This window comes from Pseudotabrizicola sp. (assembly GCF_030656345.1).
Classification (GTDB): Bacteria; Pseudomonadota; Alphaproteobacteria; order Rhodobacterales; family Rhodobacteraceae; genus Pseudotabrizicola.
The window spans coordinates 285,493-305,612 of sequence record NZ_JAUSNR010000015.1 but is presented as its reverse complement, the minus strand read 5'-3'; the positions used below and the strand labels follow the sequence as shown (position 1 = coordinate 305,612).

Here is a 20,120-nt window from a genome sequence, read left to right as displayed (position 1 = left end):
CGAGAGCCAGTGCCAGACACCTTTACCGGGGTCCCGGCGTGTAGCCAATTTTGGAGGATATGAATTTGGACATCAAAACTTACGCCATGGGCGCGTTGGCAGGACTGGCTATGGCCTTGGCTGCAACCACGGCCACAGCTGCGACCTGCAGCTCGCTCGTTCTGACGGGCGTTACCCCTGCGTCAGACTGCTACGTGGGTGAGGCAGGCATCGGCGGGTCTGGAAATGACAGCGCCGCGCTTCTCAACAGCGTTATGCCATCGGGTCTGTTCGGTCTGACCGGATGGGAGCTGATTGCGCGCGACAATGACCTGAACGGCACAGACACAGGCGATGCGTCGGCACTGACGGTCTCTGGCAGCCTCACTTCTGGATTCCTGACACTCGCGGCGTCGCTGTATTCGACTTACAGCGATATCGTGATTGTTCTGAAAGCTGGCGGCGGGTTCGATCCGGAGTTCTGGGTTGCCTATAAGGCAGTCGCCGGAACAACGTCGTTCGAGTATGCGTCGATCTTCACAAAGCTCAACGGTGCTGGCAAAACGGTGACGGGCGAGATCAGCCACATCTCTGTTTATGGCGTGCCGGGTGATACACCTTCCCCGGTTCCGCTGCCGGCCGCAGGTTGGCTGATGATCGCGGGTCTGGGTGGGCTTGCTGCCCTGCGTCGTCGCAAGCGCGCCTGAAACCTCCGTATTTTATGAAGATCGGGCGGCCCTTTGGGTCGCCCTTTTTTATGCGGCAGGACCGGATCTTACAAACTCCCGGTCCGAAAAACGATCATGACCGCGCGGTATGGAGTCTTAACCCTATTTTTGGAAACACTGTGTTGGCAAACCGCCGGGACTTCAGCGCTGACGGTCCATAGCGTTTGCATCAATTTTGTGGCATAACGATGGCACGGATCGGACTGGGGTAGTGGGCGTTGTCGGATCATGACTTTTTAACAATTGAAAATGTACCGGAGCTGACAATGATGTCCACAAAATGGGTCGCGATTTCCAGCAGATGGGTTGCCACCGCTGCGGTTGTCTTTTGTCTGACGACGGGCACCGCGCAGGCGGCGAGCTATACCTTTGATTTCACAAAATCCACTCAGAGCTGGCTGGAAACCATCACGTTCGCATCGGTGGAGAATTCGTCTTTCAAGCTGATGACCCATGCCGGAACCCACAACGACCGGGTTGCCGGAAACGGTATCAAAGAACTGGCGATCTTTGCGCTTGAAAAGGCGATGCAGATCACCTCGGTCTCTTTTGCGACTGATGACAGTGCTGTTGTGCCTGCCAGATATGAATACAAGAAAACGCCATGTTGGCTTTCCGTCAACGGTGACTGCAAGGTCTGGAACTACGGCTATGATCTGGTTGCCCCGTCGGAAAGCATCCCCGACATGTTCGACCTGTTTCTGAGCGACGCCTATGCGCCGACCGAGACGGTCGGCCCTGCGGTTGCCTTCGCCAATCTGCCGTCGGTGCGGTCCGCGGCCGGTGGGGCGTCGGGCAGGCAAGACGCGTTCAGGACCGCTGGTCTGAGCGCCGGCCAAATCCCACAGACCGCCGATGCGCCGGGCCCCGTCGATGGGCCAGCCCCCGTGGATGTGCCGACGCCGGTGCCACTGCCAGCCGCTGGCTTGCTGTTGCTGACCGCGATGGGTGGCATTGCCGCGCTGAAACGCCGCCGCAAGGCGGCCTGAGCTGCAACGCCCCTGAAACGCGGCGCTGAATGGGAAAGGGGTGGTCTTGCGACCACCCCTTTTTGCATCATTCCATCTGGCGGAAGTTCAGGCTGGCCCCTTCCTTGATGCCGGACGGCCACCGCGAGGTGATGGTCTTGGTCCGGGTGTAGAACCGGAACGCATCCGGCCCGTGCTGGTTCAGGTCCCCGAAGGACGATTTCTTCCAGCCGCCAAAGGTGTGATAGGCCAGCGGCACCGGGATCGGCACGTTGATGCCGATCATGCCGACATTGATCCGGTGCGCAAAATCGCGCGCGGTGTCGCCGTCGCGGGTATAGAGCGCGATGCCGTTGCCGTATTCGTGGTCCATCGCATAGCCGATGGCCTCCTCATAAGTTTTGGCGCGCACGGTTGACAGCACCGGGCCGAAAATCTCCTTGCGGTAGATGTCCATGTCGGTGGTCACATGGTCAAACAGGTGCGGGCCGACGAAGAAGCCGTCCTCATAGCCTTGCAGATTGAAATTGCGGCCATCGACCACCAGTTTCGCCCCTTGGGCAATGCCCGATTCCACCAGTTTCAGGATATTGGCCTTGGCCGCAGCAGTCACGACGGGGCCGTAATCCACATCATTGCCGCCCGTGTAGGGGCCGACCTTCAGCGCCTCGATCCGCGGGATCAGCTTTTCGATCAGGCGGTCGGCGGTTTCATCCCCCACCGGCACCGCGACGGAAATCGCCATGCAACGCTCGCCAGCCGCGCCATAGCCTGCGCCGATCAGCGCATCGGCAGCCTGATCCAGATCGGCGTCGGGCATGATGATCATGTGGTTCTTGGCACCGCCAAAGCATTGCACGCGCTTGCCATTGGCGCAGCCACGCCCGTAGATGTATTCGGCAATCGGGGTCGAGCCGACAAAGCCGATGCCTGCAATTTCCGGGTTGTCCAGAATGGCATCCACCGCGTCCTTGTCGCCGTTGATCACCTGCAACACGCCATCGGGCAGGCCAGCCTCTTGCATCAGTTCGGCCAGCATCATCGGCACTGACGGGTCACGTTCCGATGGTTTCAGGATGAAGGCGTTGCCACAGGCAAGCGCCGGGCCCATCTTCCACATCGGGATCATGGCGGGGAAGTTGAACGGGGTGATTCCGGCTGCCACACCAATGGGTTGGCGCATGGAATACATGTCGATGCCGGGGCCTGCGCTATCGGTGAATTCACCTTTCAGCAGATGCGGCGCGCCGATGCAGAATTCCATCACCTCCAGCCCGCGCTGGATATCGCCCTTGGCGTCGGGGATGGTCTTGCCGTGTTCAGACGACAGCGCCTCGGCCAGTTTGTCCATGTCGCGGTTCAAAAGGTCCACGAACTTCATGATCACCCGCGCGCGGCGCTGCGGGTTGGTGGCACCCCATTTGACCTGTGCGCGCGCCGCGTCAGCGGTGGCGCTGTCCAGTTCGGCCTTTGAGGCAAGCGCCACGCGGGCCTGCACTTCGCCGGTGGCGGGGTTGAAGACATCGGCAAAGCGGCCCGAGGTGCCCGGTACATGCTTGCCGTTGATCCAGTGACCGATTTCTTTCATCGTCGTCTCCCTTTGGTTTGGCCGCAGGATAGCCTTGCACAAAAGCAGGATAAAGCGGCAATATCCCAAAAGGGTTTTGCAGGATTGCAATATGGACTGGGATGATCTGCGGGTGTTTCTGGCCGTCGCGCGGGCGGAAAGCCTGTCGGGCGCGGGCAAGCAACTGGCGCTGGACCCGGCCACGGTGGGGCGGCGGGTGGCGCGGCTGGAGGCGGGGGCAGGGGCGCGGTTGTTCCTGAAATCCCCGCTGGGCTATGCGCTGACCGAAGAGGGTGCCCGGCTGGTGCCGCATGCCGAAGCGGCAGAGGCGGCGCTGATGGGCGCGGAGGAGGCGATCAAAGGCGGCGCGGGGGCGGGGCTGTCGGGGCAGATCCGGCTGGGCGCGCCCGATGGCTGCGCCAATTACATCCTGCCGCAGGTGATCCGCACGATCTGTGATGAAAACCCGGGGCTGGAGGTGCAGATCGTGGCCCTGCCACGCGTGTTCAACCTGTCGCGGCGCGAGGCGGATCTGGCCATCGGCGTCAGCCGCCCACAGGCCGGGCGGCTGACGGTGCAAAAGCTGACCGATTACCGGCTGCATCTGGCGGCGCATCCGGATTATCTGGCCAAGGCACCCCCGTTGCACACACTGGCCGACCTGCCGAACCATAGGGTGGTGGGGTATATCGCCGACATGATCTTTGACAAAGAACTGGATTATCTGACCGGGCTGGGCGCGGCCTCACCCGCGATGGCCTCCAATTCCGTCTCAGTCCAGCTGAACCTGCTGCGCGCCGGTGCGGGCGTGGGCGTCGCGCATGATTTCGCGCTGCCCTTCGCGCCGGAACTGGTCAAAGTGCTGCCCGATGCGCTGTCCCTGACCCGCGCCTTCTGGCTGATCCGGCATGAGGGGGACGCCCATTCCGCCCGGCTGGCACGGTTTGCAGGCGGGTTGGCACAGGGTATCCGCCGCGAAGTTCAACGGCTTGAGGGCAGGACCTTTGTCCCGGTGCCGGCACAGGATGCTTGACAGACCGCCACAGCCAGCCGACCCTTGAGGCACGCGTCCAGGGAGGATGAGGATGATTGTTCAGCAAATTCTGAAACTGAAAGCCAGCAACGATGTCACCACCGTGCCCACCGGCACCGATGTCCGCCACGTGGCCGAAATTCTGGCCTCGCGCAAGATTGGCACCGTGGTGGTGACCAATGATGGCAAGACCATTCTGGGCATCGTGTCAGAGCGGGATGTCGTGAAAGAGGTGGCGCAGAATGGTGCCGCCTGTCTGACCCAGCCGGTTGATACGATCATGACAAAGGTGGTGCAGTGCTGCGAAGCGGCGGAAAGCGCGGATTCTGTGCTGGAGCGGATGACCGCAGGCCGGTTCCGCCACATGCCGGTGCAGGACGGCGACCAGATGGTCGGGCTGATTTCCATCGGTGATGTGGTCAAGGCCCGGTTGATGGAGCTTTCGGCCGAAAAAGACGCGCTGGAAGGCATGATCAAAGGCTTCTGAACCGCCGCCCGCTACCTTTATGAGCCTTGTTGCAGGCGCTTTCACGCTTGCAATCCGGTGCCCTTTATTGTTGCGTTCCCGACATCTGAACAGCGGAAAAAAACCCTCCTATGCGCATCGGCCTTTATCCCGGCACCTTTGATCCGATCACCTTGGGTCATGTCGATATCATCCAGCGCGCGATGGCGCTGGTGGACCGTCTGGTGATCGGGGTGGCGATCAACCGCGACAAGGGGCCGATGTTCAGTCTGGAAGACCGGGTCAGGATGGTGCAGGCCGAATGTGCCGCCATCACCGCGATCACCGGGGGCGAAATCATCGTGCATCCGTTTGAGAACCTGCTGATCGACTGTGCCCGTGATGTGGGGGCATCGGTGATTGTGCGCGGGCTGCGGGCGGTTGCGGATTTTGAGTATGAGTTTCAGATGGTCGGCATGAACCGCGCGCTGGATTCCAGCATCGAGACGGTGTTCCTGATGGCGGACGCCCGGCGGCAGGCCATCGCGTCCAAACTGGTGAAGGAAATCGCGCGGCTGGGGGGCGACGTGTCAAAGTTCGTGACCCCGCCCGTGGATGCCGCCCTGCGCAACAGGTTCGGCACGCGGATCTGATGTTGGCTCAGGCCGCCTGACCATAGACGGCACGGCGGGCGATGCGGTCGGCGTCGCCGGGATACAGATCGAGATCAAGCGCCACATCCAGCGGCAGATTGGCAATCTGGGCACGGGTCTTGCGAAAGCGCGCATAGGTGACAGCGGCGTCGCGGATCATTGCGTAGACAGACACCATGGTCTCTCCTTTCCTCTCAAGGCAGCCGGACTATCCGTGCCGCCCCCCTGAAAATGGGGGAGGAGGATAGCGCTAACAACCTGCAGAACCGCCGTCGCGCCATGCACCGCATGCATGGCTATCTGGCCGGGCTGGTGACCCGGCGCAGCCAGCCCGGTCTGGCCGGAGCAGGCGTCCCGGCAAGCGGCAACTGGCTGGCATCCAGCGCCACGCCGCGCTTTTCGGCGCTGGTCTGAACGGCGGTGCACAGCTGCGGCGCGCGGCGCAACAGCTCCAGAAACCGCGCCTCTTCCAGCGACAGCAGGGTGGTGTGGCTGATCGCCGTAACCCGCGCGCGGCGCGAACGGCGCAGCAGCAGCGACAGCTGGCCAAACATCTCACCCCGGCCCAGCAGGAACCGGCTGCCGGCCTGTTCAGCCTCGACCGCGCCGGAGGCGATGAACCAGACCCGGTCGGGCTTGTCATCCTTGCGCATCAGAATGTCGCCGGGTTTGGCGTAGACCGTCTTCATATGCTTGGCCAGTTGCGACAAAGACGCGGCATCCAGATCGGAAAACAGCGGAAAGCTGCGCACGATGTCGCTGCGTTGCAGGCGCAGATCCAGCCGGGGGCGGATGGCAAGCGCATCGCGTTCGCCCGCGGTCTGGTCACGCAAGGACATCCGCAGCTCTGGCCCGATCAGCCCGTCGGCGGTCATCTGATCATATTCCGCCTCTTCGCGCTGCATCACCAGACGGCGGATCAGACGGCGCTCCAGCTCTTCGGCATAACCGGGGAACTGGGTGCGCAGCCCCTCCATCTCGCGGTTGGTGTCTTCAATCCGGCGCCGGATCAGGTCGTGCAGCAGGCCCGCCACCCGGCGGCTATGGATGCGCAGGATGCGGGTTTCGATAAAGCCGGTCAGTTGGCGCAGCATCTGCCGGTGGGCGACCAGCGCCTCAAACCTGTCTTCGGTCAGGCGGGCCAGCGGCAGCTTGATGCGGAAGCGGTTGTGCAGCCATTCCGCCGCCCGCAGGGTGCGGGTGGCGATCAGCGCCCGGCGGGCCTGCGCGCGGTAACCTGCGCGGCCTTCGGTCAGCGTGGCCTCGATCAGACGGTCGGCATCGGCCAGCATCCGGTCGGCCAGACGCGCCGACATCAGGTTTTCCTGAAACGCCTCGAGGATCAAGTCGCGCTCATGACCGGCAAGCGCCAGCAGGCCCAGCGTCACCCGGTCTTTTTCCAGAATGTCGCGCGCCTCATCCGCGCGTTCGACCGCAAGGTTCAGGCGTTCGCCAAAGCGCACCGCCTCATCGCGCACAATCGCCGGGGTCAGGTCCATTTCGCGCGCGGTTTCCGAGACGGTTTCGCGCACCTCTTGCAAGGACACCGCGACCACCTGATCCGACAGCGCCCGGTCCAGCGGCGACAGCCGGTCCAGCCCCAGTTTAGAGATCACCCAGCGCAGCGTGGTGCCCTGCACCAGCAGGGTGAACAGCACAAAGCCGGTGGCGATGATCCCGACCTGACGCTTGGTTTCGACAAAGATGCCGGGGTTTTCGGTGACGGCAAGTGCCAGTGCCAGCGTAACCGCCCCGCGCAGGCCCCCCCAAAGAATGGCAATGCGGTAGGGCGAATCCACCTGCGGTGACAGGCGTGCCGCAGTAAGCAGCGGCAGGATGCCGTAAAGCACGATGGCGCGGGCCACAAAGGCGGCGATGACCGTCACCAGAATGAGCCCGATATCGGTGGGGCGCAGATCAGCCAGCACGCGCGGCACCAGCAAAGCCGCCAGCACAAAGATCAGCCCGCCCGCCCAATAGGCGATCAGCGCCCATGCGTCGCGCAACTGTGCCAAAGCGGGCGGCGAGATCCGGCCCGGCGCGGAAAAGTTCACCGTCATCCCCGCCACCACAACCGCCACCACGCCGGACGCACCGATCACCTGATCGGTGAACAGAAAGGTCGCAAACGGCGTGACAAAGCTGATCGACACCTGCGCCAGCGGCCAGGGGTTCATCCAGCCCATCACCTGCACCGCCAGCCGCCCGGTAAACCAGCCGAAAAAGCCCCCGGCCGCGATCAGCCAGGGCAGTTCCAGCAGCGCCAGCCCGATGTTCGGCTCGGCATCGCGGGCGGCAACGGCGACCAGAAACACCGAGGTCAGCGCAATGGCGGCGGCGTCGTTCAGCAGGCTTTCGCCTTCGACAATCCGGGCCAGCCGTTGCGGCGCGGGCGTCGCGCGGAAGATGCTGACCACCGCCGAAGGATCGGTGGTCGACACAATCGCCCCGATCAGCAGACAGGCGATCAGCGGCAGCGAGGTAAAGGGCTTCAGCGCCATGCCGATCACAAAGGTCGCCACCACCACCGCGACCACCGCCATCACCAGCACCGGCACCCAGTCATCCAGCAGCCGCCGCAGGTTCAGCGTCAGCGAGACCTGAAAGATCAGCACCGGCAGGAAAATATAGATGAACAGATCGGACGAGATCGGCAGCGACAGAATCGCCAGTGCCAGCGGGTTCAGCGCATCGGTAATGTCAGTGCGGAAAAACCACGCCGCCGCCGCCCCGATCGCACTGCCGACAGCGGCCAGAATCACCGTGACAGGCAGGCGCAGCCGGGCCGCAAGCGGCTCGGACAAAGCGATGGCCAGAAACAGGCCGGACAAAATGGCGAGAAAAACAATCAGGTCCATGCCGCAGTGATAACCTCTTGGTCGCCCGAGAAAAAGGAAGGGCCGGTCACAATTCGTGACCGGCCCGAAACATGCGCGCGAGGGGGGCTGATGCTTAAATCAGTTTGCCCATCGCAACAGCCGTATCGGCCATCCGGTTCGAAAAGCCCCATTCATTGTCGTACCAGGTCAGGATCGAACAGAAGGTGCCATCCATCACCTTGGTCTGATCCATATGGAACACCGACGAATGCGGGTCGTGGTTGAAGTCGGAAGACACGTTCTTGAACTCAGTATAGCCCAGAATGCCTTTCAGCTTTCCATCCGCCGCAGATTTGATCGCCGCGTTGATCTCTTCCACCGAGGTATCGCGCTTGGCGATGAATTTCAGGTCAACCACGCTCACATTCGGGGTCGGCACGCGGATGGCAAAGCCATCCATCCGGCCCTTCAGGTCCGGCAGGACCAGACCCACGGCCTTGGCGGCCCCGGTGCTGGTCGGGATCATCGACAGCGCCGCGGCGCGGCCCCGGTACAGATCCTTGTGCATGGTGTCCAGCGTCGGCTGGTCGCCGGTATAGCTGTGGATCGTGGTCATCATGCCTTTTTCGATGCCGATCACCTCGTTCAGCACATAAGCCACCGGCGACAGGCAGTTGGTGGTGCACGATGCGTTGGAAACGATCAGATCATCCGATGTCAGCGTGTCGTGGTTCACACCGTAGACGATGGTCTTGTCCGCGCCGTCACCGGGGGCCGAGATCAGCACGCGTTTGGCGCCGTTTTCCAGATGGGCCTGGCACTTTTCCTTGCTGGTGAAAATGCCGGTGCATTCCATCACCACATCCACATCCGACCACGGCAGGTCGGCAGGGTTGCGCAGCGCGGTCACGCGGATACGGCCACGGCCGGCGTCGATCCAGTCGTCGCCCGTGGTGACGGTGCCGGGAAAGCGGCCGTGGACGGAATCAAAGCGCAGCAGGTGTGCGTTGGTTTCGACCGGGCCCAGATCATTGATCGCGATGACCTCAATATCCGTGCGCCCGGATTCGATGATGGCGCGCAGCACATTGCGCCCGATGCGCCCGAACCCGTTGATGGCAACCTTGACCGTCATGGCAATCTTCCTTCTGTATAGCGACTCGGATGTCACGTTTAGCGCTAACATCACCAGTCGAGGGCAAAAATCAACGGCAGAGTGCCGCTGTCAGCGCCAGAATGCCAGCCATTCGACCATATCGGCAAATTTCATCAGAAGAAACATGATCGCGCTTGCTTCATTCAGCGCAATATCGGCCACAAGGGCGGCAAGGATGATCAGGCCAAGGCTCAGGGCTATGCGGTCGGTCAAACGTGTCCCCATCCGGGGATGCAGACCCCGCTTAATGCAACAGCCGTCCCATCACCCCGGCCACATCGGCCATGCGGCAGGAAAAGCCCCATTCATTGTCATACCACGCCAGAACGCGCACCGAACGCCCGACCACGCGGGTCTGATCCGGGGCGAAGATAGACGAATGCGGCGTGTGATTGAAGTCGATAGAGACTTTGGGTTCCGGGTCATAAGCCATCACCATGCCCATATAGCCGGAACAGGCGTCGCGTACGATCTGGTTCACCTCGTCCACGCTCACCGATTTCGCGGCGATGAAGGTCAGATCGACCGCGCTGACATTGGGCGTGGGCACCCGCAGGCTGGTGCCGTCCAGCTTGCCCGCCAGTTCCGGCAACACCTCGCCCAGTGCCTTGGCAGCGCCGGTGGTGGTGGGGATCATCGCCATGCTGGCGGCGCGGGCGCGGTACAGGTCTTTGTGGCGGCGGTCCAGCGTGGGCTGGTCGCCGGTATAGCTGTGAATCGTGGTCATGATGCCGGATTCGATGCCGATGGCGTCGTTCAAAACCTTGGCCAGCGGGGCAAGGCAATTGGTGGTGCACGACCCGTTCGACACGACGTGATGATCGGGCGTCAGCGCGCGGTGGTTGACGCCGTAGACCACGGTCATATCGGCACGTTTCGCAGGCGCGCTGATCAGCACCCGCTTTGCCCCGCGCGTCAGGTGCACGGCGGCGCGGTCGCGGTCATTGAACTTGCCGGTGCATTCCAGCACCACATCCACCCCGTCCCAGTCCAGTTCCGACGGCTCATAGGTGCTTTGCACCCGGATCGGGCCACGGCCCAGATCCAGCGTATTGCCGCTGACCTTGATCACACCCGGAAAGCGGCCATGCACCGAGTCGTATTTCAGCAGATGCGCATTGGTTTCAATCGGCCCGGTGGCGTTGATCGCCACCACCTGCACATCGTTGCGGTTCGATTCCGCGATATGCGCCAGTGTGCAACGCCCGATGCGGCCAAAGCCATTGATGGCGACGGTGATGGTCATGGCACTCTCCTGACTGAACGATCCTTGGGTGGGATACAGGGCAGGGCAGGGCGTGCAAAGATCAAAAACACATTACTATCATGATGTTAGCGCAAACCTGCGGTGTTTGCGCTAACGATGCTGCGGGTTTGGGCGGCAGTCTGCCCCCGGGGGCGATCCGGGGGCAGCCAGTGCGAGCCTAGCGCTTGCGGCGGCGCAGGGCAGTCAGACCCGCCAAAGCGCCCAGCAACAGCGGCAGACTGGCCGGCACCGGAACCGGGACCGGGGCAAAGGTGCCTGCCAGTTCGGCGGTGGCGAAGCTCTGGCCATTGCCAAAGATCCAGTTGTCAAAGTTGGTGACCTGCGCAAAGACCTGACCCGCAACGGTGTTCAGGCCAAAGGACACGATGCCATCAAGCACCTTGAAGGTGGCCAGATCGCCCAGCAGATAATCGGAAAAACGCAACGTGTTCTGCCCCGCACCACCATCGGCCAGCCCGTCAAACAGCAGGCCAGAGGTCAGCGACCTGATCTCCAGCACATCATTGCCCGCACCGAACAGGATGCCGCCGGTCACCACGCTGTTGCCGGTCAGCGACACAAAGCTGTCGCCCTGAACCGGCGCGAACTTGATGGCGTATCCATCGCGCCCCACAAGGGTGCCGCTGTTGGTGACATGAACACTGTTGGCCGCCGCTTCGTCTGAGCCGATGGCGGCGGGGCCCTCAATATAGCCTTCGTTGACGATGGTCACCGTGCCCGACGGGCGGATCGCATCCCGGCCATTGTCGAACACCGGGTCGATGTCGATGCCATGGCCGGTGGTTCCGGTCGAGATGATGCGGCCGGTGGCGTGGTTGTGGATGAAGCCTTCGTCGATGTCGATGCCGTCATCGCTGCCCTGAATGGTGCCATGGTTGTTCACGGTGCCCGAGGCGAACTGCACGCCATCTTCATCATAGATGCCATCGCGCAGGATGATGGTGCCATAATTGGTCAGCGTGAAATCATCGCGCGCCTCGATCACCTCTTCGCCGCCGGTCATCGTGCCGTAATTGGTCACGGTGGTGCCCTGACCGCGCAATTGCAGCGCCCGGCCTTCCAGCGAGGAAATGGTGCCGTAGTTCGTCACCACAGACCCCGGTGCATTGTCTTCGGTGCGGATGGTCTGGCGACGCGACTCGATCACGCCGTCTGCCGTGTTGGTCACGACCAGCCCGCCGCCAAATCCGATCAGCGCATGGATGGCGCGGTCGCCGCTGGAAATCGTGCCCGAATTCTCAATGGTCAGCCCGGTGCCGGTCGCCTCAATGGCATTGGTGTTGTTGCGGGTGTCGGTGTTGGCGATGGTGCCTTGGTTGACGATGCTGACATCGGTGCCGGAAACGGAAAAGGGCGATGTGCTGCGGTTGGTGCTGGTGACGCTGCCGGTCGGGGTGACCGCAATGGCAAGATTGCTTTGCGACGCGCTGACAGGATTGCTGTCCGGCGCGCTGCAGGTGATGGTGGGGGCCAGCGGATCAAGGCCAAAGGTGCAGGGCGCGGCAAAACCGGCCTGTGGCAGGGCCAGCAGCACAAGGGCGGTGGTAGACAGGGCGGTCAGTCGGATCATCGCGATCTCCTTGATAACAGGGCAAATGGCCGCCATTGCGGCCGGATGTTTCACGCAAGGACACTTGCCTCGGTTTCATGACGGCAACGCACTGGTTTGCTGAAGGTTTTGTAACGTCTGCACTTCAGCTGCCTTTGCATCGGGGCGATTGCGGCGGCCATGGAATCGGATAAGCATGCACCATTGGTACGGGGTGCGATGATGAGCGGTTTGCTGGCCTTGCTGGATGATGTGGCCGCCATCGCCAAGGTGGCGGCGGCGTCAGTCGATGATATCGCGGCGGCGGCGGCCAAGGCGGGGGCAAAGGCCGCCGGGGTGGTGATCGACGATGCGGCGGTGACGCCGAAATATGTCACCGGCTTTTCCGCCGACCGCGAATTGCCGATGATCTGGCGCATCGCGCTGGGGTCTGTGCGCAACAAGATCGTGATCCTGCTGCCGGGCTTGCTTTTGTTGCAGGCGTTTCTGCCGCAGGCAATCACGCCGCTGTTGATGCTGGGCGGGGCCTATCTGTGCTTTGAAGGCGCGGAAAAGGTGTTCCACGCGCTGTTTCCGCACGCCGATGCAGAGGTTGAGGCGGATTTCGCCACCGGCACCCCGGCGCAGCTGGAAGAGGCGAATGTTGCCGGGGCGATCAAGACCGATTTCATCCTGTCCGCCGAGATCATGACCATTGCGCTTGCCGCCATACCCGACAGCACGATCTGGCTTGAGGCGATCACGCTGGCCGTGGTCGGCATCGTGATCACCATCGCGGTCTATGGCGCGGTGGCGCTGATCGTGAAGATGGATGATGTCGGGCTGCACATGGCCACCACGGGGCGCAGCGGCACCCTGCGCAGCATCGGGCGCGGATTGGTGCGGCTGATGCCGAACCTGCTCTCCGTGCTGTCACTGGTGGGCACGCTGGCCATGCTGTGGGTCGGTGGCTCGATTGTGATTCACGGGATGGAGGAGCTGGGGTTCGGCTGGCTGGGCCACCATATCCACGACCTTGCGGCCATCGCCGGGGCCATGCTGCCGCAGGCCGGTGCGGCCGTGACATGGATCGCCAAGGCGGTGATGGACGGGATCTTCGGGCTGGCACTGGGGCTGGTGCTGATTCCGGTCGTCACCCGTGTCATCGCGCCGCTTTGGGCGGCGCTCACCGGCAAACCCGCGCACTAACCGGGCCGGTCAGCAGACCTGCAGCAGGCGGTTCAGATCCGCATTGTCGCGCATCAGGTCGGTCAGCGTCACGCTGTCCAGCCCGGCATAGAACGCATCCAGCGCCGTGCTGAGGGTTGTCTTCAACCGGCAGGACCCGACCAGAGGGCAGGCACATTCGCCGGGCGAGAAACATTCGGCAAAGGGCAGGCCGGATTCGAACCGGCGAAACACGGCCCCCACGGTGATGTCGTCCGCGCTGCACCCCAGCATCAACCCCCCGGTCCGGCCCCGCACCGTGCGCAGATAGCCGGTCTGTGCCAGCAGATGGATCACCTGCGCCAGATGGTTCTCGCTGGCGTTGCAGGCCAGCGCAATTTCGCGCTTGCGCACGATGCGGTCGGGATTGGCGGCGCAGAACATCAGCGTGCGCATGGCAAGATTGGTGCGGGTGGTCAGTCGCATCTGCGGGCCTGTGGGGGCTGAGGGTGTGCCGGAGGATGCGCAGACGCAGCACTGCGGGCCATGATCCAGATCAATTCGTTAACGGCGCAAGGGGTTCTGTCGCGCATGGACTGTGCTGCGCAAACAGACCTTTTGCCCATCGTTTGAGCGGTGCTGCGGTTGCAGCGGTTTGCCCGCAGGCAATGGACTCCGGCCCGGGCCTGCGCCTTCAAAGCGCTTTGAGAAAATTAAATACTTGAAAGCAAAGCGTTTTAAACCCGTGCTTTCACCCGCTCTTTGCGCTAATTCTCAGGACAGTCTTTGCGACACAGCGCCGGGGGACGGCCAATGGCAAACTGCGGGCGCTTGACCCCGGCTGTCATGGGTCTAGCCTGAACCTGATCTGCCGCAACCCAAACCTGTGGAACCCGATGAACGATCTCAGCTCCGCTCCGACCTCGTTGAAAGCCAATATCCTGCGGCATCTGGCCTTTACGCTGGGCAAGGACGCAGATCACGCCAGCACCTACGACTGGCGGATGGCGCTGTCTTTCGCGATCCGTGATCAGATTGTCGAACCGTGGTTCGCCTCGACCCGCAAGACCTGGGCCACCGGGCACAAGCGGGTGTATTATCTGTCGATGGAATTCCTGATCGGGCGGATTCTGGAAGATGCCACCGTCAACCTGGGCCTGCGCGATCAGGCCGAAGAGGTGATGGCCGGGTTCGGGCAGGATTTCCGCACCATCATCGAGGATGAGCCGGACGCCGCCCTTGGCAACGGCGGGCTGGGGCGGCTGGCGGCCTGTTTCATGGAATCGATGGCCACACTGGGCTGCCCGGCCTATGGCTACGGCATCCGCTACGAACACGGGCTGTTCCGCCAGCGCTTTGAAGGCGGGCGTCAGGTCGAAGCGCCGGAAGACTGGCTCAAGCAGGACCACCCTTGGGAATTTACCCGGCCCGAAGCCGCCTATGTGATCCCGTTCAAGGGCCACGTGGAACACAAGGGCGGCCGCGATCTGTGGGTGCCGGGCGAAACCGTGGTTGCCTCGGCGCATGATACGCCGGTTGTCGGCTGGCAGGGCAAATGGGCCAACACGCTGCGGCTGTGGGGCGCGCTGCCCACCGCGATGTTCGACCTCGACCGTTTCAACCGGGGCGATTACGCGGCGGCGGCGGAACCCGAAGCGTTGGCCCGCACGCTGTCGCGCGTGCTCTATCCCGATGACACCACCTATCAGGGCAAAGAGCTGCGGCTGAAGCAGGAATTTTTCCTGACTTCTGCCGCGCTGCAGGACATCCTGCGCCGCTTTCTCGCCTCGGAAACCGACCTGCGCAAGCTGCCCGATCATGTGGCGATCCAGATGAACGACACCCACCCGGCGATTGCCGGGCCGGAGCTGATCCGCCTGCTGGTCGATGAACATGACATGCCGTTTGATCAGGCGCTGCCGGTGGCGCGGGCCTGCCTTGGCTATACCAACCACACCCTGCTGCCCGAAGCGCTGGAGCGGTGGGCCACCTTCACCTTCGGCAACGTCCTGCCGCGCCATATGCAGATCGTAGAACAGATCGACCACTGGCACAAAACCGAACACCACAGCCGCCCGCATTACGTCGGCATCGTCAAGCACCACGAGGTGCGGATGGGTGAGCTGGCGTTCATCATGGCGCATAAGGTGAACGGCGTCTCGGCGCTGCATTCCGACCTGATCAAGAAGAACCTGTTCCCCGAACTGCACGCCCTGCACCCTGACCGCATCGTGAACCAGACCAATGGCGTGACCCCGCGCCGCTGGCTGAAAATGTGCAACAAGCCGCTGTCGGGTCTGATCACCGATACCATCGGGTCTGGCTGGGAAGCCGATCTGGATCTGTTGAAAGGTCTGGAAAAACCCATCAAGACCAAAGCCTTCCGAGCCGACTTTGATGCAGCCAAACGGGCGAACAAGGTGGCGCTGTCGAACTGGCTGGCCAGCCACGAAGGCATCACCGTCAGCCCCGATGCGCTGTTCGATGTGCAGATCAAGCGGATTCACGAATACAAGCGCCAGCTGCTGAACATCCTGCAGACCATCGGTCATTGGGAAGCGATCAAGCAGAACCCCAATGCACCTTGGGTGCCGCGGGTCAAGATCTTTGGCGGCAAGGCCGCGCCCGGTTATGCGGTGGCCAAGGAAATCATCCGCCTTATCAATGATGTGGCCGAGGTTATTAACAACGACCCCATCAGTGGGGACCTTTTGAAAATCGTCTATCCGGCCAATTACAACGTCTCGATGGCCGAACGGCTGATCCCTGCGGCGGATCTGTCCGAACAGATCTCGACCGCCGGGAAAGAGGCGTCGGGCACCGGCAACATGAAGTTCATGATCAACGGCGCCCCCACCATCGGCACGCTGGACGGCGCGAATGTCGAGATTTTGCAAGAGGTTGGGGAAGAGAACTTCTTCCTGTTCGGCATGACCACCGAACAGGCGATGGCCCGCCGGCAAGACCCCGACCACGCCCGCAAGGCGATTGAGGCAAGCCAGACCTTGCAGGATGTGCTGCAGATGATCGCCGAAGGTCGGTTCTGCCCGCAGGACAAAGGGCGCTATCATGATTTGGTCCACCGGGTCTGGCATCACGATTATTTCCTTGTTGCCAGTGACTTCGACGCCTTTGATGCTGCGCAGGCGCGGGTTGATACCGCCTATGCCGACCGCGACAACTGGGTGAAAATGGCGGCCCTGAACACGGCGCGGTCAGGGTTCTTTTCTTCTGACCGCACCATCCGCAGCTATATGAAAGACGTCTGGAACCTGTCATCGGCGCTTTAGCGCCGGGGCCGGTCCGGGCGCGCTGACTTTGGGAGGAGCCAGCATGGCCGAACACCTGATCGACGACGGCGTGGCTTTTGCCATCGTCGAGGCGCGGCACGGCGACCCGTTCTCAGTCCTGGGCCAGCACAAACGCGGTGGCAAATGGGTGGTGACAGCCTTTGTGCCGGGCGCAGACGAGCTGTGGGTCCTGACCGGGAAATCAGGTCAGGATGTGCAGGCAACCCATTGGGGGCAGGGGCTTTTCATCGCCACACTGCCGCGCAAGGGGGCGTACCGGCTGCGCGCCACCGGCCATGGCACCACATGGGAATTTGAAGATCCGTTCCGCTTTGGCCCGGTGCTGGGCGAGCTGGATGAATACCTGCTTGGCGAGGGCACCCACAAACGGTTGTGGCAGGTGCTGGGCGCGCATGTGATTGACCATGAAGGTGTTTCGGGCACGCATTTTGCGGTCTGGGCCCCGAATGCCGAGCGGGTTTCGGTGGTGGGCGATTTCAACATCTGGGACGGCCGCCGCCACCCGATGCGCCGACGGGGTGCTACCGGCGTTTGGGAAACCTTTGTGCCCGATCTGGGCGAAGGGGCGACCTATAAATACGAGTTGCGCGGCCCGTGGGGGCAGCTGTTGCCGCTCAAGGCCGATCCGGTTGGCTTCGGGTCTGAACATCCGCCTGCAAATGCTTCTGTTGTCAGGACAATTTCGGGCGGCTTTGATGATGCGCAGTGGATGCAGACCCGCCACGCCCGCCAGACCATCGACGCCCCGATCTCGGTCTACGAAGTGCATCTGGCGTCATGGCGCCGCGCCCCGGGCGACCGGATGCTGTCCTACATTGAGTTGGCCGAGCAACTCGTTGATTATGCTGTTGATATGGGCTTCACCCACATCGAGCTGATGCCGGTCAGCGAATATCCGTTTGACGGGTCATGGGGGTATCAGCCGGTCGGCCTGTTCGCCCCCACCATCCGCCACGGCACCCCGCCGGAGTTCCGGGCCTTTGTTGATGCGGCGCATAAAAAGGGCCTTGGCGTGCTGCTCGACTGGGTGCCGGGGCATTTTCCGACCGATGCGCATGGCTTGGGCCAGTTTGACGGCACCCCGCTTTATGAACATGCCGATCCGCGCGAAGGGTTCCACAATGACTGGAACACCCTGATCTACAATTACGGGCGCAATGAGGTGCAGAACTATCTGGTCTCTAACGCGCTGTATTGGCTGGAGGAATTTCACATCGACGGGTTGCGCGTCGATGCCGTGGCCTCCATGCTCTACCGCGATTACAGCCGCGAGCCGGGTGAATGGGTGCCCAACCGCGATGGCGGGCGCGAGAATTATGAAGCGATTGCCATGCTCAAACGCATGAACATCGTGTCCTATGGCGAATCCCCCGGCGTGATGACCGTGGCCGAAGAAAGCACCGCATTCCCCGGCGTCAGCCGTCCGGTCAACCATGGCGGGCTGGGCTTCGGGTTCAAATGGAACATGGGCTGGATGAATGACACCCTGTCCTACATGGAAAAAGACCCGATTCACCGGAAATATCACCACCACAAGATGACCTTTGGCCTGCATTATGCGTGGTCGGAAAATTACATCCTGCCGATCAGCCATGATGAGGTGGTGCATGGCAAGGGGTCTATGCTGACCAAGATGCCCGGCGACGGCGATGAAAAATTCGCCAACCTGCGCGCCTATTACGGGTTCATGTGGGCGCATCCGGGCAAGAAACTGCTCTTCATGGGCTGCGAATTTGCCCAAGGCGCAGAGTGGAACCATAATCAGAGCCTTGATTGGCATCAGCTTGAAAACCCACAGCATTCCGGGATGCAGGCTTTGGTGCGCGACCTGAACCGGGTCTACCGCGACACGCCTGCGTTGCATGTGAATGACACACGGCCCGAGGGGTTTGAGTGGATCGAGTCCAGTGATGCCGAGGCCAGCGTCTACGCTTGGATCCGCAAGGGTTCGGAAGGCGATGCGATGGTGGTGGCGCTGGTCAACATGACGCCGGTCGACCGGCGCTACCGTGTCGGCCTGCCTGCGGGCGGCGATTGGGCGGAACTTCTGAACACGGATTCCGTTGCCTATGGTGGGGGCAATCGCGGCAATCTGGGCGGGGTCACTGCAGAGGAGGTGCAGTGCCACGGCAGGCCATGGTCGGCGGTTGTCACACTGCCGCCGCTGTCGGCGGTCTATCTGAAACAGGGGGGTCTTGCGTAAACCGCAAGAAAAGGGGGGAAGATGAAGGCGAAACCGAATACAAGGCTGTCGTCGCAGGCCATGGCCTTTGTTCTGGCGGGGGGCCGGGGGAGCCGCCTGAAGGAACTGACCGACCGGCGCGCCAAACCGGCGGTCTATTTTGGCGGCAAGACGCGGATCATCGATTTTGCGCTGTCAAACGCGCTCAATTCCGGCATCCGCAAGATGGCGATTGCCACGCAATACAAGGCGCACAGCCTGATCCGCCATATGCAGCGCGGCTGGGGGTTTTTCCGGGCCGAGCGCAACGAATACCTTGATATCCTGCCCGCCAGCCAGCGGGTGGACGAGACGAAATGGTACCTGGGCACTGCCGATGCGGTCACGCAGAACATTGATATCGTGGATGATTACAAGGTCAAATATGTGATCATCCTGGCTGGTGACCATATCTACAAGATGGATTACGAGATCATGCTGCAACAGCATGTCTCCTCCGGGGCAGATGTCACCATCGGCTGTCTGACGGTGCCCCGGATGGAAGCTGTGGCCTTTGGCGTGATGCATGTCGATGACCAGATGACCATCACCCAGTTTTTGGAAAAGCCCGCCGATCCGCCCGGCATTCCGGGTGATCCTGATCATGCACTGGCCTCGATGGGGATTTATGTCTTCAACTGGGATCTGCTGCGCGAACTGCTGATCCGCGATGCCGAGGACAGCAATTCCAGCCATGATTTCGGCAATGACATCATTCCGCAGATCGTGAAGAACGGCAAAGCGGTGGCGCATAAATTCGCCGACAGCTGCGTGACGGCGGGGTTGGAGGATGAACCCTATTGGCGCGATGTCGGCACCATTGATGCGTTCTGGCAGGCCAATATCGACCTGACCGATTTTGTGCCAAAGCTGGATCTGTATGAAAAAAGCTGGCCGATCTGGACCTATGCCGAGATCCTGCCACCCGCCAAGTTCATCCATGACACCGATGGCCGGCGCGGCACGGCGATTTCGTCGCTGGTGTCGGGCGATTGCATCGTCTCAGGCTCAGAGGTGCGGAATTCACTGCTGTTCACCGGCTGCCGCACCCATTCGTGGAGCACGCTGGACCATGTGGTGGCGCTGCCGCAGGTTTGCGTGAACCGCAAGGTGGAGCTGAAAAATTGTGTGATCGACCGGGGGGTTATCATCCCGGAGGGACTTGTGGTCGGGCAGGACCCGGAGGAAGATGGCAAGTGGTTCCGCCGGACGGAAAGCGGGATCGTGCTGATCACGCAGGATATGCTGGATGTGCGGGCGAACAAGCTGGGATAGGGC

General features: G+C 62.0%; 17 protein-coding genes. 9 read left to right on the top strand and 8 right to left on the bottom strand.

Features of this window, described 5'->3' with window-relative positions; all coding sequences use genetic code 11:
* Positions 1-59: 59 nt before the first annotated feature.
* The gene (locus Q7J44_RS09400) at positions 60-686 is read left to right on the top strand and encodes a VPLPA-CTERM sorting domain-containing protein (protein WP_370692982.1); all 627 of its coding nucleotides are present in this window, start codon (positions 60-62) and stop codon (positions 684-686) included.
* 287 nt (positions 687-973) lie between these two features.
* Positions 974-1,696: a VPLPA-CTERM sorting domain-containing protein gene (locus Q7J44_RS09395; protein WP_304879175.1), complete on the top strand. Its 723-nt coding sequence runs from the start codon at positions 974-976 to the stop codon at positions 1,694-1,696.
* A 67-nt stretch (positions 1,697-1,763) separates the two neighbouring features.
* On the opposite strand, the gene Q7J44_RS09390 is transcribed toward Q7J44_RS09395, so the two are convergent.
* Positions 1,764-3,263 (bottom strand): CoA-acylating methylmalonate-semialdehyde dehydrogenase, encoded by a 1,500-nt coding sequence (locus Q7J44_RS09390; protein WP_304879173.1) that lies wholly within the window; start codon positions 3,261-3,263, stop codon positions 1,764-1,766.
* Positions 3,264-3,354: 91 nt separating this feature from the next.
* Here Q7J44_RS09390 and Q7J44_RS09385 point away from each other — a divergent pair, with 91 nt between their 5' ends.
* The 3 genes from Q7J44_RS09385 to coaD all read left to right on the top strand — a co-directional run bounded on the left by Q7J44_RS09385 (position 3,355) and on the right by coaD (position 5,373).
* The gene (locus Q7J44_RS09385; protein ID WP_304879172.1) at positions 3,355-4,275 is read left to right on the top strand and encodes a LysR family transcriptional regulator; all 921 of its coding nucleotides are present in this window, start codon (positions 3,355-3,357) and stop codon (positions 4,273-4,275) included.
* Between the two features lie 52 nt (positions 4,276-4,327).
* On the top strand, positions 4,328-4,762 hold the full coding sequence (locus tag Q7J44_RS09380; protein ID WP_304879169.1) for a CBS domain-containing protein: 435 nt from the start codon (positions 4,328-4,330) through the stop codon (positions 4,760-4,762).
* A 110-nt stretch (positions 4,763-4,872) separates the two neighbouring features.
* The gene (gene coaD, locus Q7J44_RS09375) at positions 4,873-5,373 is read left to right on the top strand and encodes a pantetheine-phosphate adenylyltransferase (protein ID WP_304879167.1); all 501 of its coding nucleotides are present in this window, start codon (positions 4,873-4,875) and stop codon (positions 5,371-5,373) included.
* Between the two features lie 7 nt (positions 5,374-5,380).
* Here the strand turns inward: coaD and Q7J44_RS09370 are convergent, their stop codons facing one another.
* The 6 genes from Q7J44_RS09370 to Q7J44_RS09345 all read right to left on the bottom strand — a co-directional run bounded on the left by Q7J44_RS09370 (position 5,381) and on the right by Q7J44_RS09345 (position 12,185).
* On the bottom strand, positions 5,381-5,551 hold the full coding sequence (locus Q7J44_RS09370; RefSeq protein ID WP_304879165.1) for a hypothetical protein: 171 nt from the start codon (positions 5,549-5,551) through the stop codon (positions 5,381-5,383).
* A 118-nt stretch (positions 5,552-5,669) separates the two neighbouring features.
* Entirely contained in the window at positions 5,670-8,231 is a 2,562-nt protein-coding gene (locus Q7J44_RS09365; RefSeq protein WP_304879163.1) for a cation:proton antiporter, read from the bottom strand.
* Between the two features lie 94 nt (positions 8,232-8,325).
* Positions 8,326-9,327: a type I glyceraldehyde-3-phosphate dehydrogenase gene (gene gap, locus Q7J44_RS09360; protein WP_304879161.1), complete on the bottom strand. Its 1,002-nt coding sequence runs from the start codon at positions 9,325-9,327 to the stop codon at positions 8,326-8,328.
* Positions 9,328-9,417: 90 nt separating this feature from the next.
* Positions 9,418-9,561 carry a hypothetical protein gene (locus Q7J44_RS09355; protein WP_304879159.1) on the bottom strand — a complete coding sequence of 48 codons (144 nt, stop codon included), beginning with the start codon at positions 9,559-9,561 and terminating at the stop codon, positions 9,418-9,420.
* Between the two features lie 31 nt (positions 9,562-9,592).
* A complete protein-coding gene (gap, locus tag Q7J44_RS09350; RefSeq protein WP_304879157.1) occupies positions 9,593-10,594 on the bottom strand; it encodes a type I glyceraldehyde-3-phosphate dehydrogenase in 1,002 nt (333 codons plus the stop codon).
* 178 nt (positions 10,595-10,772) lie between these two features.
* Positions 10,773-12,185 carry a VPLPA-CTERM sorting domain-containing protein gene (locus Q7J44_RS09345; protein ID WP_304879154.1) on the bottom strand — a complete coding sequence of 471 codons (1,413 nt, stop codon included), beginning with the start codon at positions 12,183-12,185 and terminating at the stop codon, positions 10,773-10,775.
* A 201-nt stretch (positions 12,186-12,386) separates the two neighbouring features.
* Here Q7J44_RS09345 and Q7J44_RS09340 point away from each other — a divergent pair, with 201 nt between their 5' ends.
* Entirely contained in the window at positions 12,387-13,352 is a 966-nt protein-coding gene (locus Q7J44_RS09340) for a DUF808 domain-containing protein (RefSeq protein WP_304879153.1), read from the top strand.
* A gap of 9 nt (positions 13,353-13,361) precedes the next feature.
* Here Q7J44_RS09340 and Q7J44_RS09335 read toward each other — a convergent pair whose 3' ends face one another.
* Positions 13,362-13,796 carry an Rrf2 family transcriptional regulator gene (locus tag Q7J44_RS09335; protein WP_304879151.1) on the bottom strand — a complete coding sequence of 145 codons (435 nt, stop codon included), beginning with the start codon at positions 13,794-13,796 and terminating at the stop codon, positions 13,362-13,364.
* A gap of 410 nt (positions 13,797-14,206) precedes the next feature.
* Here Q7J44_RS09335 and Q7J44_RS09330 point away from each other — a divergent pair, with 410 nt between their 5' ends.
* From Q7J44_RS09330 to glgC, 3 genes are read left to right on the top strand one after another with little or no spacing between them, the layout of a single operon-like run.
* Positions 14,207-16,600, top strand: a complete 2,394-nt coding sequence (locus Q7J44_RS09330) for a glycogen/starch/alpha-glucan phosphorylase (protein WP_304879149.1) — start codon at positions 14,207-14,209, stop codon at positions 16,598-16,600.
* Between the two features lie 43 nt (positions 16,601-16,643).
* Positions 16,644-18,824 (top strand): 1,4-alpha-glucan branching protein GlgB, encoded by a 2,181-nt coding sequence (gene glgB, locus Q7J44_RS09325; protein WP_304879148.1) that lies wholly within the window; start codon positions 16,644-16,646, stop codon positions 18,822-18,824.
* A gap of 21 nt (positions 18,825-18,845) precedes the next feature.
* Entirely contained in the window at positions 18,846-20,117 is a 1,272-nt protein-coding gene (glgC, locus tag Q7J44_RS09320) for a glucose-1-phosphate adenylyltransferase (RefSeq protein ID WP_304879146.1), read from the top strand.
* Positions 20,118-20,120: the final 3 nt, after the last annotated feature.

Coding starts and splice junctions, on each gene's coding strand:
- Q7J44_RS09335 (WP_304879151.1), bottom strand. CDS start 13,796: ATGCGACTGACCACCCGCACCAATCTTGCCATGCGCACGCTGATGTTC.
- coaD (WP_304879167.1), top strand. CDS start 4,873: ATGCGCATCGGCCTTTATCCCGGCACCTTTGATCCGATCACCTTGGGT.
- Q7J44_RS09400 (WP_370692982.1), top strand. CDS start 60: ATGAATTTGGACATCAAAACTTACGCCATGGGCGCGTTGGCAGGACTG.
- Q7J44_RS09370 (WP_304879165.1), bottom strand. CDS start 5,551: ATGGTGTCTGTCTACGCAATGATCCGCGACGCCGCTGTCACCTATGCG.
- Q7J44_RS09345 (WP_304879154.1), bottom strand. CDS start 12,185: ATGATCCGACTGACCGCCCTGTCTACCACCGCCCTTGTGCTGCTGGCC.
- Q7J44_RS09365 (WP_304879163.1), bottom strand. CDS start 8,231: ATGGACCTGATTGTTTTTCTCGCCATTTTGTCCGGCCTGTTTCTGGCC.
- glgB (WP_304879148.1), top strand. CDS start 16,644: ATGGCCGAACACCTGATCGACGACGGCGTGGCTTTTGCCATCGTCGAG.
- Q7J44_RS09380 (WP_304879169.1), top strand. CDS start 4,328: ATGATTGTTCAGCAAATTCTGAAACTGAAAGCCAGCAACGATGTCACC.
- Q7J44_RS09385 (WP_304879172.1), top strand. CDS start 3,355: ATGGACTGGGATGATCTGCGGGTGTTTCTGGCCGTCGCGCGGGCGGAA.
- Q7J44_RS09330 (WP_304879149.1), top strand. CDS start 14,207: ATGAACGATCTCAGCTCCGCTCCGACCTCGTTGAAAGCCAATATCCTG.
- Q7J44_RS09340 (WP_304879153.1), top strand. CDS start 12,387: ATGAGCGGTTTGCTGGCCTTGCTGGATGATGTGGCCGCCATCGCCAAG.
- Q7J44_RS09390 (WP_304879173.1), bottom strand. CDS start 3,263: ATGAAAGAAATCGGTCACTGGATCAACGGCAAGCATGTACCGGGCACC.
- gap (WP_304879161.1), bottom strand. CDS start 9,327: ATGACGGTCAAGGTTGCCATCAACGGGTTCGGGCGCATCGGGCGCAAT.
- glgC (WP_304879146.1), top strand. CDS start 18,846: ATGAAGGCGAAACCGAATACAAGGCTGTCGTCGCAGGCCATGGCCTTT.
- gap (WP_304879157.1), bottom strand. CDS start 10,594: ATGACCATCACCGTCGCCATCAATGGCTTTGGCCGCATCGGGCGTTGC.
- Q7J44_RS09395 (WP_304879175.1), top strand. CDS start 974: ATGATGTCCACAAAATGGGTCGCGATTTCCAGCAGATGGGTTGCCACC.